Genomic DNA, 14,525 nt, shown 5'->3' with positions numbered 1-14,525 from the left:
GACGTGAGCGGCCGGGCCGGCCGGGCGGCCCCCCGGCCGGCGCGTACGGCCGCGGCGGGGCCGGTCAGGACGGGCCCGGGGCGCCGTCCAGATGCGGAAGGTCGTGGTCCAGGCGCTCCCGCTTGGCACGCAGATACCGGATGTTCTCCGCACCGGGCGGCATCAGCAGCGGGACCCGCTCGGCGACATCGATGCCATAGCGCTCCAGCGCCTCGCGCTTGCGCGGATTGTTCGACAACAGCCGTACGGACCGGACGCCGAGGTCCCGGAGGATTCCGGCCGCGGCACGATATTCCCGGGCGTCGACGGGCAGCCCGAGCGCGATGTTCGCCTCGACGGTGTCCAGTCCGTCGTCCTCCTGGAGTTTCATCGCCCGGAGTTTGGCCAGCAGCCCTATGCCCCGGCCCTCGTGCCCCTGGACATAGACGACGATGCCGCGCCCGGCGTCCGCTATCGCCCGCAGGGCCGCGGTCAGTTGCTCACCGCATTCGCAGTGCGTGGAACCGAAGACATCGCCCGTCAGGCACTCCGAATGGATACGGGTCAGCGCCTTCTCCCCCGCCACGTCGCCACGCACCAGGGCCACTTGCTCGATCCCGCTGCGGCGGTCGAGATAGCCGACGGCGCGGAACTCGCCGTGCGCGGTGGGAAGTCGGACGGCCACCATCCGCTGCACTCCCAGACTCGGCGCGACGGCGGTGGGATCATCCCCTGCGACAGCGGCGTCGGCGTCTGGTCCGGCCTCGGCAGCGGTATCGGGGTCCGTCATGGCATGATCGTACCCGCGTTCGGAAACGAGCGGTACACGATCCAGCCTGCGAAAATCCCCCTCAACTGGGCGCCGGCGCCGCCGGGTTGACACCGATCGGAGCTGCCGATGACCGTTCCGGGCCACCGGAGTCCACCGCCCGGCCTGCTGCCGGCGGACACCACCGAGGACGTCCGCGCCGCACGGCCCCAGATGGCGCTGCTGCCCATCGGCAGCTTCGAACAGCACGGCGCGCACCTGCCGTTGACCACCGACACGGTCGTCGCCTGCGCCGTCTCCGCGGAAATCGCCGCGCGCCACCCCGTACTGCTGCTGCCGCCGCTGACCGTCTCCTGTTCCCAGGAACACTCCGCCTGGCCGGGAACCGTCAGCATTTCCGCGCGGACCCTGCACGCCGTGGTGACGGACATCGCCGCCTCGCTCCGCCGGTCCGGCACCGGCACGCTGATCCTCGTCAACGGCCACGGCGGAAACCACGTGCTGCGCAACGTCGTTCAGGAATCCCACGAGAGCGGCGGGACGCGGATGGCGCTCTTTCCCGGATCGGCGGACTGGGCCGCGGCCCGCTCCCGGGCGGGCGTGCGAACGTCCGCGCACAGCGACATGCACGCGGGCGAGACCGAGACGTCGATTCTGCTGCACGCGCACCCCGAACTCGTCCGGCCCGGCTACGCCTCGGCCGACCACCTCGCCGACGACCGGCCGCATCTGCTCACCCTGGGCATGGCGGCCTACACGGAATCCGGCGTCATCGGGCGCCCGTCCCTGGCCTCCGCCGAGAAGGGCGCACAGCTGCTGGCGGGGCTGGCCGAGGCGTTCGGCGCGTATGCCGAACTGCTGGGCGGCGGCCGATGACCGGTGCGCCCGACGCGGCACCCGAGGCCGTCGACCCGGCGGCGGCCTGGGAGCGGCTGCTCCGCGTCCGTACGGCGGACGAGGCGGCGGCGGCCGGGCTGGTGCCGGACGGCGCCGGCGGGGCGCGCTGGGCGGGGGCCGCCGCGCCCGGGGCGGCCTGGCTCGCCGAGCGCTATCTGCCGCTGTGCCTGGCCGGCCCCCGGGTGGCGTTCGGGCAGCTCGGGCAGAGCCTGGACGGCTTCATCGCGACCCGCACCGGCGACGCCGACTACGTCACCGGCGAGGAGGACCGCCGGCATCTGCACCGGCTGCGCGCCCTGGCGGACGCGGTGCTGGTCGGCGCCGGCACCGCGGTGGCGGACGACCCCCGGCTGACCGTACGGGCGTGCGCGGGCCGCGATCCGGTCCGGGTGGTCCTCGATCCACGGGGCCGGGTGCCCCGGCAGCGGCAGGTGTTCACCGACGGCGCGGCGCCGACGCTGTGGGTGGTGGGACCGGATGCGGCCGCGGAGGGCGTCGGGGACGGCGTCGAGGTGCTGGCGCTGCCGGACGCCGCGGCGTTCGCTCCGCGGCGGCTGCTGGCGGTGCTGGCGGCCCGCGGGCTGGGCCGGGTGCTGGTCGAGGGGGGCGGGGTGACCGTCTCGCGGTTCCTGCGGGCGCGGGCGCTGGACCGGCTGTATGTGACCGTCGCGCCGGTGCTGCTCGGCGACGGGGTCCCCGGCCTGCGGTTTCCCGGTACGCCGGTGATGCGGGACGCGCTGCGCCCGCCGCTGCGGCGGGCCCTGCTCGGCGAGGACACGCTCTTCGAGCTGGATCTGCGGGCGGCGGCCGGAGCGTAGCGGCTGTCCCGCGGGGCGGAAGGGCCGCGGCGGACAGTGCGGCTCGGCTCGGCTTCCGGCGGCCGTCCCAAGAGCCGAGGCGAAGCGCGGCGCAAGGCACCGGAGCGGCTCGACGGAGGAGCTATCGGGACGGGTCGGCAACGCCGCCGGGTGCCGTGCCGGGCTCCGCGGACCCGGCCCCGACCCGCCGGACGGCCCCTCGCCGCGCGGCCCACCGGACGACCAGGACCCCGGCGCCGGGCAGGCTCGCGGCGAAGGCGAGCACGCCGTAGACCACGGCGGTGGTGAGGCCCAGTGCCGCGCCCAGCCCGGCGGCGCCGAACGCCCAGGCCGCGACGCCTTCCCGCGGCCCCCAGCCGCCGACGTTCAGCGGCAGCGCCATCGCCAGCAGCGCCAGGACGACCAGCGGCACCAGTTCCGCCGCCGGCGCCCGCGCCCCGGCGACCCGGGCGGCCAGCAGGAACATCCCGAGATATCCGGCCAGTACGACGGCCGAGCCGACCGCGACGCCCGGCCACACGGCCCGGCCGAGCAGCGCCTGCCGCGCCTCGGCCAGCGCGGCCCGGACGGCGCCCCCGCCCCGGCCGCCGCCCCCGCTGGTCCGCCGCCGGCGGCGGAGCAGCGCGGCCACGGCGACGCCCAGCACACCCGCCCCCGCCACCGCGAGCAGCGCCCCGCGCACCGCCCCGGGAGCGCCCGCGGCCCGGCCGATCGGCGCCAGTACGGGCGAGGGCCGCACGGCCAGCACCACCGCGCCCACCACGACCAGGACCACCTGGCCCGCGGCCCGTTCCAGCGCCACCGCCCGCACCCCGCGCCCCAGGTCCCCGGCGTCGCGGCCGTGGCGTACGGCGCGGTGGACGTCGCCCAGCACGCCGCCGGGCAGCGCCGCGTTCAGGAACAGCGCCCGGTAGTAGTCCGCGACGGCCCGGCCGAGCGGGAGCCGTAGGCCCAGGCCGCGGGCCACCAGGCACCACCGCCAGGCGCTGCAGACGGTCGTCAGCACACCGATGCCGAACCCCGCCAGCAGCGTGCCGGCGTCGATCCGGCGCAGCCCGTCCAGGAAGGCGGCCGATCCCAGATGGCGCACCAGCAGCGCCAGGATGCCCAGTCCCCCGAGCATCCGCAGCCAGGACCGGACCCGCCGGTTCATCCCCCGGCCCCGCCTTCCGCGCCGTACGGGCCCGGCAGCGCCAGCAGATCGGTGTGGTGCACCGCGACGCCCAACTCCCCGGCCGCGCACGCCTCCAGCCGCCGCCGCAGATACGCGTCGGCCGCCCGTGCCAGCCCCGGCCGCTGGGCGCGGGCGGCGCCCACCCAGCCGCGCAGCCACTGCTCGGTCAGCGCGCACTCGGGGCCGCCCAGCCGCCAGGGGCTGGCCTGGGTGACCACCGTCGCCCCGCGCCGCTCGAACGCCTCGACGGCCGCCGGCCCCGCATCCGGCCCCAGCAGCCGCCGTCCGCCGTCCAGCCGGCGCTGATGCGCGTTGAAGGCGGCGGCTATCTCGGCGTCGAGGGGGTCGTGCGGGGTGAGTTCGACCCGCCCGGTGACCGAGAGCGCGAACAGCGCCGGGCACCGGGCCCCGGTGCACGCCTCGGCGACCCGTTCCAGCTCCTCCCGGGTGAGCAGGTCGAGCAGGGCGGAGGCGGTGACCAGGGACGTGCCCGCGAGGGCGGCGGCGGTCAGCGCGGCCAGGTCGCCCAGCTCCACGACCGCGGTAACCGGCCTGCCGTCGGCGGCGGTTGACGGCATCCGTACAGCGGCCCGGGAGAGCAGCACCGGGTCGTGGTCCTGGAGGACCCAGTGCTGCGGACCGGGCAGCCGGACCGCGAGCCAGCGCCCCATGGAGCCCGTACCGCAGCCCAGGTCGCGGATCACCAGACCGTCCGGGTCCGGCGTCCGGTCCGGGTCGAGGGCGGGCGACCAGCCGCGCAGCGGCCGCAGCAGCTCCGGCGCGCGGGCGGCGGCATCGGCCCGCTCCCGCAACTCCAGCCACTGCGGACAGAACCGCGGCCTGCCGACCCCGCCCATCACCGGCTCCAGGGCTCGTCCCGGAGCCGTTCCAGCACGTGCGCCAGACTGTGCGACGTCATCTCCCACCCCTCCAGCATGGCACGCCGTCCGCGCGCCGAGATCTTCAGCCGCTGACGCAGCCCGGCGTCGCCGAACCAGGCCCGCAGCGCGGCACCGAGCGCGGCCGGTTCCCCGTCCGGTACGAGGAGTCCGGGCACGCTCCCGTCGGCGGCTCTCCCCACCGCTTCCGGGACCCCGTCCACGGCCGTGGCCAGCACCGGAACACCGCGCGCCAGCGCCTCGGTGAGCACCATGCCGTAGGTCTCGGCATACGAGGTGAGCACCAGCAGGTCGGCGGCGGCGTAATACGCGTCCAGCTCGGCGCCGGCCCGCGGCCCGGCGAACCGGATCCGCCCGCCGAGGCCCGATCGCCGCACCAGCTGACGCAGTTCGTCCGCATGGCGGGCGTCGCGTCCGGTGCCGCCGACGAGGTCGCAGGTCCACGGGACGTCGTCCGCGAGGGTCAGCAGGGCGTCCACCAACCGGTGGTGGCCCTTGCGCGGGGTGATCGCCGCGACGCAGAGCAGCCGGCCGGCGCCGTCGGTGCCCGGCGCCGGCGGCGCGGCGTCAACTCCCGGCCGGGCGACGGCGACCCGGGACGCCGCCACTCCGTGATGCGCGCGGATCCGGTCGGCGGCCCACTCACTGGTGGCGATCACCGCCCGCACGGTGTGCAGGGCGCGGCGCTCGCGGGCGTCCAGGTCCGCCGCCACCCCGGGAGCCAGTCCGGTCTCGTCGGCGAGCGGCAGATGCACCAGTACGGCCATCCGCAGCCGCGCCGCCTCGGGAGCCAGGACGTCGGGAACGCCGCAGGCCACCAGTCCGTCGAGGAGGACCACGGCTCCGTCGGGCAACCCGCCCAGGCGGCGGGCCAGTTCGGCGGCGTCGGCCCGGTCCGGCCGGGGCCAGGCGCCGGGCACCGCAAGGCGGCGGACCCGCCAGCCCCGGTCCGGGAGGTCGCGGCACACCCGCAGGTCGTAGGTGTTGCCGCCGCTCGGCGCGGCCGGGTCTGCGATGCCGCCGGGCAGCACGACGTGCACCACCCGGGCCGGTTCCGCGGTGCCGGCGCGGGTCACCGGCGGGCCCCGTGCCGGGTCACAGGGTGCGCTCGTAACTGGCCCAGGCGATATGGGATTCGTGCAGGGTCACGGTGATCCCGGCCAGTTCGCGGGCGCCCTCGCCGAGGCTGCCGGCCTGCACCCGGTCGGCCAGGCGGTCGGCGATGACCTTGGCCAGGGCCTCGGTCGAGGTGTTGGTCCCGGCGAAGGCGGGTTCGTCGTCGAGGTTGCGGTAGTTCAGCTCGCCGACCACCGCGCCCAGCTCCCGGGTGGCCAGGCCGATGTCGACCACGATGTCGTCGGCGTCGAGTTCGGGGCGGCGGAAGGTGGCGTCCACGATGAAGGTCGCGCCGTGCAGGCGCTGCGCGGGCCCGAAGACCGCGCCGCGGAAGCTGTGGGCGACCATCAGGTGGTCGCGGACGGTGATGCTGAACACGGTGTCCTCCGGGGGGTGTCGCGGTGCGGATGGCTCGGTCGGCGCCGGCCGCTATCCCGGGAGCGGCCCGGCCGCCGGGTAGCGGATGCGGTGGCACAGCGCCGGAAGTTCGCCGGAGGCCAGCCGCGGCAGGACGGACGGCAGCTCCTCGAAGGCGGATTCGCCGGTGATCAGCGCGTCGAAGGCCGGGTCGGCGAGCAGGTCGAGGGCGAGCGCGAGCCGGTCGGCGAAGGTGCGGCGGGCGCGCCGGGCCGGGGCGACCGCGCCGACCTGGCTGCTGCGGACGACCAGCCGCCGGGAGTGGAAGGACTCCCCCAGCGGCAGGCTGATCCGCCGGTCCCCGTACCAGCTCAGCTCGATCACCGTGCCCTCAGGGGCGAGCAGTTCGAGGGCGCGGGCCAGTCCCTCCTCGGTGGCGCTGGTGTGCACGACGAGGTCGCAGTCGCCGTCCGCGTCCGCGGGCAGCGCGAAACCGGCCCCGAGCGCCGCCGCGGTGGCGGCCCGCGCCGGGTCGGGGTCGACCAACTGGACGCGGACGGCCGGGAATCGGGCCAGCAGGGCGGCGACCGCGCAGCCCACCATGCCCGCGCCGACCACCGCGATCCGGTCGCCGAGCAGCGGCGCGGCGTCCCACAGGGCGTTCACCGCGGTCTCGACGGTCCCGGCCAGCACGGCCCGTGCGGCGGGCACGGTGTCCGGGACGGGGGTCACCGCGGCCACCGGGACGACGTACCGCGTCTGATGCGGGAAGAGGCAGAAGACCGTCCGACCGAGCAGCGCGGCGGGCCCCTCCTCCACCACGCCCACATTGAGATAGCCGTACTTGACCGGCCCGGGGAACCCGCCTTCCTGGAACGGCGCGCGCATCGCGGTGTACTGGCTCGCGGGGACGCCGCCGCGGAAGACCAGGCTCTCGGTCCCGCGGCTCACGCCGGAGTAGAGCGTGCGCACCAGCACCTCGCCGGCGCCGGGCCGCCGCAGGTCAGCGGTCCGGATCTCGCCCTGACCTGGGGAGCCGAGCCAGAATGCCCGGGCGGCGCGCGGCAACGTAATCCTCCTGGACGGTGTTGCGATGCGTCGTCGATGCTGGAGAACGCACGGTGCGGATCTTGGTGACGCCGTCACGATACGCGGCGCCCATCGAGTCCGCCAGACGCACCCGGAGGCACGATGGCCGTACAACGGCAGTACGGGACAAGGCCGTTCGCCCCGGACGCCGCCGCGGGCGCGGTCGCGCAGCTGGTGCTGCTGGAGGCGCTGTGCCGGGCGGTCGGGCTGGGGACCGCGGGGTGGCTGGCGGGGTCCGTCTTCGCGGTGGCCACCGTGGCCACGCTCACCCGCGCGCTGTGCCGGTCCTGGCCGGACTCGTTCGGTCCGGCCAACCGCGTCACCCTGGCCCGCGCCACGCTGGTCGGCGGGGTGACCGCGCTGGTCGCCGACTCCTTCGGCCGGCGGCCCGCGGTGACGGCGCTGATCGGACTGGCCACCGTCGCGCTGGTCCTGGACGCGGTGGACGGCCGGGTGGCCCGGCGTACCGGGACGGCGACGCCGCTGGGGGCCCGCTTCGACATGGAGGTCGACGCGTTCCTGATCCTGGTGCTGAGCGTGTACGTCGCGAAGGCGCTGGGCCCTTGGGTGACGGCCATCGGCGCGATGCGCTACGCCTTCGTCGTCGCGTCCTGGGCGCTGCCCTGGCTGCGCGCCGCGCTGCCGCACAGCACGGCACGCAAGACGGTGGCGGCGTGCCAGGGGATCGTGCTGGTGGTGGCGGCGGCCGGGATCGTGCCGCGGGAGGCGGAGTTCGGCGCGGTGGCGGGGGCACTGGCCCTGCTGGTGTGGTCGTTCGGACGGGATGCGGTGTGGCTGTGGCGGGCCCGGGAGCCGGGGTGAGCGGCCGGGGCGACGGGGGTCAGGTGCCCGCGTGCCGTCCCAGGTAGACCACCATCGCCAGGAAGGCCAGCACCAGGTTGGTGACCGCGACGGCGAACAGCACCCGTATCCACAGGCTGCGCCGGGCCGCCTCGTACGTCGCCGTCCGGTGGGTCACCAGGACGGTGCCGGGCAGCCGCGCCAGCCGGGTGCCGGGGCGGACGGCGGTGACCCGGGCCCGCCGGACGCCGCAGCGCGGGGACGTCAGATGGCGGGCGGCGATCTCCGGGCAGGCGCGCCGGTGTCCGCGCGGCGGGCGCAGCGCGCCGGGGCCGAGGTGGTGGCGCCCCCGGCAGGGCCGTGCGGTGCCCGCACGGGAGGCCGTGGGTATGCAGGTGCGGGAGCGGACCGCGCGCCACGGCGGCGGTCCTTTACGTCGCGGTGCGCCGGCCATCGGCGGTCACCCGGATCCGGTGGCGCCGCACGCGGTGCGAGCCGCCCGCGCCGCCGCGCCGCTCACTCGGCCGCCCCGCCCTGCGCACCGGACGCGTTCCCGCCGTCGGGGTCGACGCCGACGCTGCGCGCGATCCGCAGCGCGTCGTCCAGCTCGTCCTCCGCGACGGCCAGGGCATAGGCGTCGTCCGCCGTCCGCGCCGCCGCGACGGCGGCCCGTGCCGCACGCACCCGTTCCCGAACCGACTCGGCGAAACCGCCCACGCATGCCCTCCGCGTTCAGGCCGACCGGCCATCGCGTTCATCTGTTGAATAGCGGAATTCCTCAACTGTAGTCGACGGGCCCGGCGGCTTGAACGGGTGGTGCACAAGCCGCCGGACGAACTCCGGTCGCCGCTCCGGTCGTCCCCGCGCCGGCCCGCGGCCTTGAATCTCCCGTAGCGGGAGCTTCTACGGTCCCGGCAGACGCGGCCGGTCACCGCCCGGCGCGCCGCGTCCGCCACGGCGAGCCGGGCACCGTCACGACGACAAGGAGCAAGGATGACCTCGTTCGTTCTGGTATCGGGGGGCTACACCGGCGGCTGGATCTGGCGCGAGGTCGCCGCGCGGCTCCGGGAGCGGGGGCACGACGCCTACCCGGTGACGCTCACGGGGATGGGCGACCGGCGCCATCTGGCCGGCCGGGAGACGGACCTGGACACGCACGTCGAGGACGTCGTGCAGGTGCTGGACCATGAACAGCCGAGGGACGCGGTGGTCGTGGGGCACTGCTACGGCCTGCTCCCCGCCCTGGGCGCCGCCGACCGCCGCCCGGACCGGGTCGGCCGGGTCGTCTACCTGGACACCGGCATGCCGGCCGACGGCGACACGGGGTTCGACGTGATGCCCGACCCGGTGGTACGGGACCGGCTGCTGCGGCGGGCCGAGGAGCTCGGCGCGGGATGGCGGCTCCCGCCGCCCCCGCTCGCCGACGAGCAGCTGTGGGGCAGCCTCGCCGGCGTGACGCCCGCTGCCCGGGAGCGGCTGGAGCGGCTTGCCGCGCCGCAGCCGCTGGCCACCCTGACCCGGCCGCTGCGACTCACCGGCGCGGCGGCCGAGATGCCGGCCACCGGCGTGTTCTGCACCGCCCACGGCACGAGCATCGCCACCCTGGAAGCCCTGGTGGCCACCGGCGACCCCCGCTACGCGATCCTCACCGAACCCCGGGTCGGCTTCTTCGACCTGGACACCGGGCACTACCCGATGCTGTCCCGGCCCGGCGAGCTGACCGACGTGCTGATCCGGGCGGCGGCGGACGAGGGCCGGCGCCTCGGCTAGGGGCTGCCCCCGGTGGGGCGGGGTCGGAACGGCGACCCACCGGACGAGCGCCGGGCTCAGCCGCCCTGCCCCCAGGCCGCCGCCTTCTCCCGGGCCTCGGCGAGGTCGTCCTCCGTGGGGGCGTCGTCCTGGGTGAGGCTGCGCCGCCAGTAGCCGGTGAAGTCGATCCGGTCCTTGGCGACGCCGCGCTCCCCGGTCAGGTGGCGCCGCAGTGCGCGCACCGCGCCCGCCTCACCTGCCAGCCAGACGAAGGCCGGGTCTTCGGGGAGAACGGCCGCGCGGACCGCGTCGAGCAGCACGCCGGTCCGCCCGGCCGGCGCGCGGTCGCGGTGCACCCAGTGGACGACGAGGTCGGCGCGGGTGGGCAGTTGCTGCTCCTCCGCCGCGTCGGCGACCTCGACGTAGGCCACCGCGCGGGCGCCCGCGGGCAGCGCCGCGGCGAGCGAGCCGATGGCGGGCAGCGCCGTCTCGTCCCCGGCCAGCAGGATCGGCCCGGGGGCGTCGAGCGGCAGCGGCCGGGCATACTCCGCCGCCGGGCCGTACCGGGCGAGGGTGTCGCCCACGGAGGCGGTCGCCGCCCAGCGGGTCGCCGGACCGGCCTGGGCGGGCGCCGCGCCGGGCGCCCCGTGCAGCACGAAGTCGACGGAGAACCGCCGGCGCCCGGGGCCGTAGGAACGCACCGTGTAGCTGCGCATCCAGGGCCGCTCCTCCTCCGGGATGGCGAGGAACGCCTGGTACCAGCTCATGGCATCGCCGTCCGCGGTCGCCTCGGGGAGGCGGGGGACGCGCCGGCCCGGTCTGGGGAAGAGCAGTTTGAGCTGCTGGTCGGGCCAGGTGGGGAAGGCGTCGAGGCCCTCCCCGGAGAAGGTGATCCGGACCATACGCGGGGTGATCCGGCGGACGTCGCTGACGTGGATGAGTGCGACGGGCACGGCCGTCATCGGAGCTCCTCGGGAACGCGCGGATGATATCTTTACGGCGTAAAGAGTTCGACTGGCGACATTACTTTACGCCCTAAGGAGTTGCAAGTGGTGGTATTCGCGGGCCAGGGCGACGCCCGCCGTTCGCTGTCGCTGCTGTGGCGCGCCGACGCCCCCGAGCGGACCGCGAGGACGCGTACGCCCCGCGGGCCCAAACCGGCGCTGAGCGTCGACGCGATCGTCGACGCGGGCATCGCGGTGGCCGACGCGGACGGAATGGCGGCCCTGTCCATGCGCACGGTCGGCGAGCGGCTGGGCCGTACGGCCATGGCGCTGTACACCTACGTCCCCGGCAAGAACGAGCTGGTGGACCTGATGTACGACCGGGCGCTGGCCGAACTCCCCACCGGCTACGACCTTTCGGCGGGCTGGCGGGCCGCGGCGGCTTCCTGGGCGGCGGACACCTGGGAGTTCTACCTGCGCCACCCGTGGGTGCTCCAGGTCTCCCAGGCCCGGCCCGTCCTCGGCCCCAACGAATACGGCGCGCTGGAGTCCCTGCTGCGGGTGCTGTACGCCACCGGGCTGGACTCCGCCGTACTGCGCCGCGTCGTCGGCGTGCTGTTCCACTTCGTCCGCGGCGCCGCACAGACCGTCGCCGAGTCCCGGCTGGCCGCGACCGCCACGGGCGTGCCGGACGAGGACTGGTGGCAGGCCCGCTCCGGCATGCTGACCGAGGTGGCCCCCGACTTCGCGGAGCGCTTCCCGCTGCTGGTCCGCCTGGAGACCGAGGGCGCGGCACCGCCGGCGGACGGCACGCCGTATCTGGAGCGCGAGGCGAAGCGGACCTTCGAGGTCGGGCTCGCGGTCGTCCTGGACGGCGTCGAGGCGTCGGTGGCCCGGTCCGGCGCGGCGCCGGCCCGGGGGCCGTCGGAGTGAGGAAGCCGGCGGGACGGGCGGCGGCCGGTGTCGTCGTACGGCGGTGCGGCGTTGGGCATCCGTGACCGTTCCCCACCCCCTCCCGTGGTTCCTGCCGGCCGGCCTCGTGGCGCTGACGGCGGAGGCACTGCCCGACGGCCCGGCTGACACCCCGTCCGATCCCGGCCCCGCCCCGGGGGCCGGTCCCGCCCCGGGGGCCGGTCCCGAGCCGGGGGCCGGTCCCGAGCCGGGGGCCGGTCCCGAGCCGGCCGCCGCGCACGGGCCCGGGGAGGCCGGGCCACCGGCCGGCGCGCGGCCGGAAGGCCGACCGCCGCACCCGCTGCCGTCAACGGGTTAGCACATGTGGCGGGCGGGGGTGATCGCCCATAGCTTCGCCTCATGGCGCTACGACAGATGACGCGACGGCAGACGGTCTCCCTGGGCTGCGTCGCAGCGGTCCTGGCCGGATGGCCGATGGCCGCTCCGCCGGCCCAGGCCGCCCCGCACCGCGCCGACGGGCGGATCGTCGTCCATCCCGGCGAGTCGATCCAGCGGGCGGTGGACGCGGCCCGCCCGGGCGACACGGTCGTCGTCCTGCCCGGCGTCTACCGGGAGAGCGTCCTGATCACCACGTCGCATCTGACGCTGCGCGGGGTGGACGACGGGACGGTGATCGAACCCGGCGGGACGCGGGCCGCCAACGCCTGCGGGCAGAACGGAGACGGCATCTGCGTCATCGGCGCCGCGGGCATTCCCCTCCGGGACGTCCAGGTGCGCTCGCTGACCGTCAAGGGCTTCCGGCGCAACGGCATGTGGGCCTCGGGGACCGAGGGGCTGCGGGTCCACGACGTGGTCGCCCGGCACAACGGCCGGTGGGGGATCGGGCTGGAGAAGTCGGTGCACAGCGCGGTGCAGGACAACGACGCGGCGGGGAACGGCGATGCGGGAATCTTCCTGGCGAACTCCGCCGACGAGCACGTCGGGGCCATCGACTCCCGCGGCACGCTGGTCACCGGCAACCACCTCACCGGCAACCGGATCGGCCTCACCGTCCGGCGCCTGCGGAACCTGCTGGCCGGCGACAACACCCTGATCGGCAACTGCGCCGGGATGTTCGTCGTCGGCGACGAGAACCGCCCCCGGGCCGGGGCGCTGACCGTCGCGCACAACGAGGTGTCCCGGAACAACAAGTCCTGCCCCGCGACCAAGCGCATGCCGGCCGTCAAGGGCGCCGGCATCGTCCTGACGGGCGTCGAGGAAGCACTCGTCGAGCGCAATCTCGTCCGGGGCAACGTCGGCGCCTCCCCGCTCTCGGGCGGCATCGTGCTCTTCCACAGCTTCGTCAACGCCCTCAACGAGCGCAATCTCGTCCGCCACAACGTGGTGCTGCGCAACTCTCCGGCGGATCTGGTCAACAGGGACCCGGAAGGCCGGGGGAACCGATTCGTCCGCAACATCTGCCGCACGTCCCGGCCGGCCGGCCTGTGCTCGGCGGACGCGTCACCATCAACGGGAGAATAGAGGCGGAATGACCACGGTAAGCCCCACTCCCCAGCCGGCCATGCGGCTGCGGGAACTCGTCTTCGGAGCCGCGTGCGCGGCGGCCGTACGGGCGGCGGCCCGGCTCGGCGTGGCCGACGCGCTGGAGGACCGGCCCGCCGGTGTGGCGGAGCTGGCCGCCGCGGTGGACACCGAACCGCGCGCGCTGCGCCGCCTGTTGCGAGCGCTGGCCTGCTACGGGATCTTCGAGGAGACCGCGGACGGGGAGTTCGCCCACACCGAGATGTCGCGGCTGCTGCGCGACGACGCACCGAACAGCCTGCGCCACATCTCCCTGTGGTGCACCGAGCCCTGGACCTGGGCGGCCTGGCCCCGGCTGGACGAGGCGGTGCGCTCCGGCCGCAGCGTCTTCGACGACCTGTACGGCAAGGGGTTCTTCGACTACCTGCACCAGGACGCCCGGGACTCCGCCCAGGTCTTCGACCGGGCGATGACCACCTCCAGCAGGCAGTCGGCGCGGGACATCGTCGGGCTCCTCGATCTCACCGGGGTGTCGTCGGTGGCGGACATCGGCGGCGGCCAGGGCCATGTGCTGGCCGGCCTGCTGGAGAAGTACGAGACGCTGCACGGCGCCCTGCTCGATCTGCCCAAGGTCGTGGCGAACGCCGACCCCCGGCTGCGGGAGGGCGGACCGCTGGCCGGCCGGGCGCGGATCGTGCCCGGAGACTGCCGTGAGGACATCCCCGTACAGGCCGATCTCTACATCATCAAGAACATCCTGGAATGGGACGACGAGAGCACCCGCAGGACGCTGCGCAAGGTCGTCGAGGCGGCCCGGCCCGGCGCCCGGGTGGTGATCATCGAGAACCTCGTCGACGACAGCCCCTCGATGAAGTTCACCACCGCCATGGACCTGCTGCTGCTCCTGAACGTCGGCGGCGCCAAGCACTCCAAGGAGAGCCTGGTCAGCCACATGGCGGAGGCCGGGCTGCTGGTCCACGACATCCTGGTCGTGAACCCGTATCTGCACGCCTTCGAGTGCACCGTGCCCGAGTGACGGTGCGTGATACCGCGGCCCGCACGGCACGACCGGCGCACTCCCCCGGTGGCGGGGAGGGCGCCGGTCGGGTCCGGGCCGCCGTCAGCGGGCGCCGTCGCGCTCCCAGCGGTAGAACTCCCGGGCCATCGCGTCCTTGGGGCTGCGCCAGGTCTCCGGGTCGTACGCGCTGACGTACGCGGACAGCCGCTCGCTGATGCCGCGGAACTCGGGGTGGTCGTGCACCTTGGCGATCTCCGGGCCGGGCGGCCGGTCGGATTCGATGAGGTGCAGGTAGACGTCGCCGAACTGGAAGAGCGACCGCCGGTTGACACCCACGAGGTGGGGAAGCTCGGTACGGTCCGAGGCCACGAAGACCTCGGCGATGTCCTGGGCCGAGCCGGGCTTCATCCGGGCGACGATCAGAGCGTGGTGCATCGGGAGGATCCCTTCGTTGCCGCCTGCCGGCGGTGCGAACGCGGCCT

Annotated in this window: 17 protein-coding genes; 7 read left to right on the top strand and 10 right to left on the bottom strand. The window is 75.5% G+C overall.

Annotated features, from left to right (window positions below; all coding sequences use genetic code 11):
- Window positions 1-64: 64 nt before the first annotated feature.
- Complete coding sequence (ribA, locus tag GR130_RS14640) at window positions 65-667, bottom strand: GTP cyclohydrolase II (RefSeq protein WP_236573961.1); 603 nt, start codon at window positions 665-667, stop codon at window positions 65-67.
- 210 nt (window positions 668-877) lie between these two features.
- Here ribA and GR130_RS14635 point away from each other — a divergent pair, with 210 nt between their 5' ends.
- Both GR130_RS14635 and GR130_RS14630 read left to right on the top strand, forming a co-directional pair.
- The gene (locus GR130_RS14635) at window positions 878-1,624 is read left to right on the top strand and encodes a creatininase family protein (RefSeq protein ID WP_159505138.1); all 747 of its coding nucleotides are present in this window, start codon (window positions 878-880) and stop codon (window positions 1,622-1,624) included.
- Complete coding sequence (locus tag GR130_RS14630; protein ID WP_159505137.1) at window positions 1,621-2,463, top strand: RibD family protein; 843 nt, start codon at window positions 1,621-1,623, stop codon at window positions 2,461-2,463. Before GR130_RS14635 ends, GR130_RS14630 begins: the two co-directional genes overlap by 4 nt.
- A gap of 121 nt (window positions 2,464-2,584) precedes the next feature.
- On the opposite strand, the gene GR130_RS14625 is transcribed toward GR130_RS14630, so the two are convergent.
- Genes GR130_RS14625 through GR130_RS14605 form a run of 5 tightly spaced genes read right to left on the bottom strand, consistent with a single transcriptional unit; the run spans window position 2,585 to window position 7,077 of the window.
- Window positions 2,585-3,616 (bottom strand): lysylphosphatidylglycerol synthase domain-containing protein, encoded by a 1,032-nt coding sequence (locus tag GR130_RS14625; RefSeq protein ID WP_159505136.1) that lies wholly within the window; start codon window positions 3,614-3,616, stop codon window positions 2,585-2,587.
- Complete coding sequence (locus GR130_RS14620; RefSeq protein ID WP_159505135.1) at window positions 3,613-4,494, bottom strand: SAM-dependent methyltransferase; 882 nt, start codon at window positions 4,492-4,494, stop codon at window positions 3,613-3,615. The genes GR130_RS14625 and GR130_RS14620 overlap by 4 nt, the downstream gene beginning before the upstream one ends.
- Entirely contained in the window at window positions 4,494-5,612 is a 1,119-nt protein-coding gene (locus tag GR130_RS14615; RefSeq protein ID WP_159505134.1) for a glycosyltransferase family 4 protein, read from the bottom strand. Before GR130_RS14615 ends, GR130_RS14620 begins: the two co-directional genes overlap by 1 nt.
- Window positions 5,613-5,631: 19 nt before the next feature.
- Window positions 5,632-6,030 (bottom strand): 6-pyruvoyl trahydropterin synthase family protein, encoded by a 399-nt coding sequence (locus GR130_RS14610; protein ID WP_159505133.1) that lies wholly within the window; start codon window positions 6,028-6,030, stop codon window positions 5,632-5,634.
- A gap of 51 nt (window positions 6,031-6,081) precedes the next feature.
- Window positions 6,082-7,077, bottom strand: coding sequence for a zinc-dependent alcohol dehydrogenase (locus tag GR130_RS14605; RefSeq protein WP_159505132.1), 996 nt, complete (start codon window positions 7,075-7,077; stop codon window positions 6,082-6,084).
- A 123-nt stretch (window positions 7,078-7,200) separates the two neighbouring features.
- On the opposite strand from GR130_RS14605, the gene GR130_RS14600 reads away from it, so the two are divergent.
- Window positions 7,201-7,920 (top strand): CDP-alcohol phosphatidyltransferase family protein, encoded by a 720-nt coding sequence (locus GR130_RS14600; protein WP_159505131.1) that lies wholly within the window; start codon window positions 7,201-7,203, stop codon window positions 7,918-7,920.
- A gap of 19 nt (window positions 7,921-7,939) precedes the next feature.
- On the opposite strand, the gene GR130_RS14595 is transcribed toward GR130_RS14600, so the two are convergent.
- Window positions 7,940-8,353, bottom strand: a complete 414-nt coding sequence (locus tag GR130_RS14595; RefSeq protein ID WP_159505130.1) for a hypothetical protein — start codon at window positions 8,351-8,353, stop codon at window positions 7,940-7,942.
- 62 nt (window positions 8,354-8,415) lie between these two features.
- Window positions 8,416-8,616, bottom strand: coding sequence for a hypothetical protein (locus GR130_RS14590; protein ID WP_159505129.1), 201 nt, complete (start codon window positions 8,614-8,616; stop codon window positions 8,416-8,418).
- Window positions 8,617-8,892: 276 nt separating this feature from the next.
- Between GR130_RS14590 and GR130_RS14585 the strand changes: the two genes are divergently transcribed.
- Entirely contained in the window at window positions 8,893-9,669 is a 777-nt protein-coding gene (locus tag GR130_RS14585; RefSeq protein WP_159505128.1) for an alpha/beta hydrolase, read from the top strand.
- A 56-nt stretch (window positions 9,670-9,725) separates the two neighbouring features.
- Here GR130_RS14585 and GR130_RS14580 read toward each other — a convergent pair whose 3' ends face one another.
- A complete protein-coding gene (locus GR130_RS14580) occupies window positions 9,726-10,610 on the bottom strand; it encodes a siderophore-interacting protein (RefSeq protein WP_159505127.1) in 885 nt (294 codons plus the stop codon).
- Window positions 10,611-10,697: 87 nt separating this feature from the next.
- Here GR130_RS14580 and GR130_RS14575 point away from each other — a divergent pair, with 87 nt between their 5' ends.
- From GR130_RS14575 to GR130_RS14565, 3 genes are all read left to right on the top strand, one after another.
- Window positions 10,698-11,525, top strand: a complete 828-nt coding sequence (locus GR130_RS14575; protein WP_159505126.1) for a TetR/AcrR family transcriptional regulator — start codon at window positions 10,698-10,700, stop codon at window positions 11,523-11,525.
- A 393-nt stretch (window positions 11,526-11,918) separates the two neighbouring features.
- Window positions 11,919-13,025 carry a right-handed parallel beta-helix repeat-containing protein gene (locus tag GR130_RS14570; RefSeq protein WP_159509973.1) on the top strand — a complete coding sequence of 369 codons (1,107 nt, stop codon included), beginning with the start codon at window positions 11,919-11,921 and terminating at the stop codon, window positions 13,023-13,025.
- Between the two features lie 7 nt (window positions 13,026-13,032).
- Complete coding sequence (locus GR130_RS14565; protein ID WP_159505125.1) at window positions 13,033-14,061, top strand: methyltransferase; 1,029 nt, start codon at window positions 13,033-13,035, stop codon at window positions 14,059-14,061.
- 84 nt (window positions 14,062-14,145) lie between these two features.
- Here GR130_RS14565 and GR130_RS14560 read toward each other — a convergent pair whose 3' ends face one another.
- Entirely contained in the window at window positions 14,146-14,478 is a 333-nt protein-coding gene (locus tag GR130_RS14560; protein WP_159505124.1) for a TcmI family type II polyketide cyclase, read from the bottom strand.
- Window positions 14,479-14,525 lie beyond the last annotated feature (47 nt).

Source organism: Streptomyces sp. GS7 (assembly GCF_009834125.1).
Lineage (GTDB): Bacteria > Actinomycetota > Actinomycetes > Streptomycetales > Streptomycetaceae > Streptomyces.
This window is presented reverse-complemented; position numbering and strand designations above follow the sequence as displayed.

What these genes read in the sequence shown, in the direction of transcription:
- GR130_RS14560 (WP_159505124.1), bottom strand. Translation starts at nt 14,478, where the DNA reads ATGCACCACGCTCTGATCGTCGCCCGGATGAAGCCCGGCTCGGCCCAG.
- GR130_RS14595 (WP_159505130.1), bottom strand. Translation starts at nt 8,353, where the DNA reads ATGGCCGGCGCACCGCGACGTAAAGGACCGCCGCCGTGGCGCGCGGTC.
- GR130_RS14625 (WP_159505136.1), bottom strand. Translation starts at nt 3,616, where the DNA reads ATGAACCGGCGGGTCCGGTCCTGGCTGCGGATGCTCGGGGGACTGGGC.
- GR130_RS14570 (WP_159509973.1), top strand. Translation starts at nt 11,919, where the DNA reads ATGACGCGACGGCAGACGGTCTCCCTGGGCTGCGTCGCAGCGGTCCTG.
- GR130_RS14565 (WP_159505125.1), top strand. Translation starts at nt 13,033, where the DNA reads ATGACCACGGTAAGCCCCACTCCCCAGCCGGCCATGCGGCTGCGGGAA.
- GR130_RS14620 (WP_159505135.1), bottom strand. Translation starts at nt 4,494, where the DNA reads ATGGGCGGGGTCGGCAGGCCGCGGTTCTGTCCGCAGTGGCTGGAGTTG.
- GR130_RS14585 (WP_159505128.1), top strand. Translation starts at nt 8,893, where the DNA reads ATGACCTCGTTCGTTCTGGTATCGGGGGGCTACACCGGCGGCTGGATC.
- GR130_RS14635 (WP_159505138.1), top strand. Translation starts at nt 878, where the DNA reads ATGACCGTTCCGGGCCACCGGAGTCCACCGCCCGGCCTGCTGCCGGCG.
- ribA (WP_236573961.1), bottom strand. Translation starts at nt 667, where the DNA reads ATGGTGGCCGTCCGACTTCCCACCGCGCACGGCGAGTTCCGCGCCGTC.
- GR130_RS14580 (WP_159505127.1), bottom strand. Translation starts at nt 10,610, where the DNA reads ATGACGGCCGTGCCCGTCGCACTCATCCACGTCAGCGACGTCCGCCGG.
- GR130_RS14630 (WP_159505137.1), top strand. Translation starts at nt 1,621, where the DNA reads ATGACCGGTGCGCCCGACGCGGCACCCGAGGCCGTCGACCCGGCGGCG.
- GR130_RS14600 (WP_159505131.1), top strand. Translation starts at nt 7,201, where the DNA reads ATGGCCGTACAACGGCAGTACGGGACAAGGCCGTTCGCCCCGGACGCC.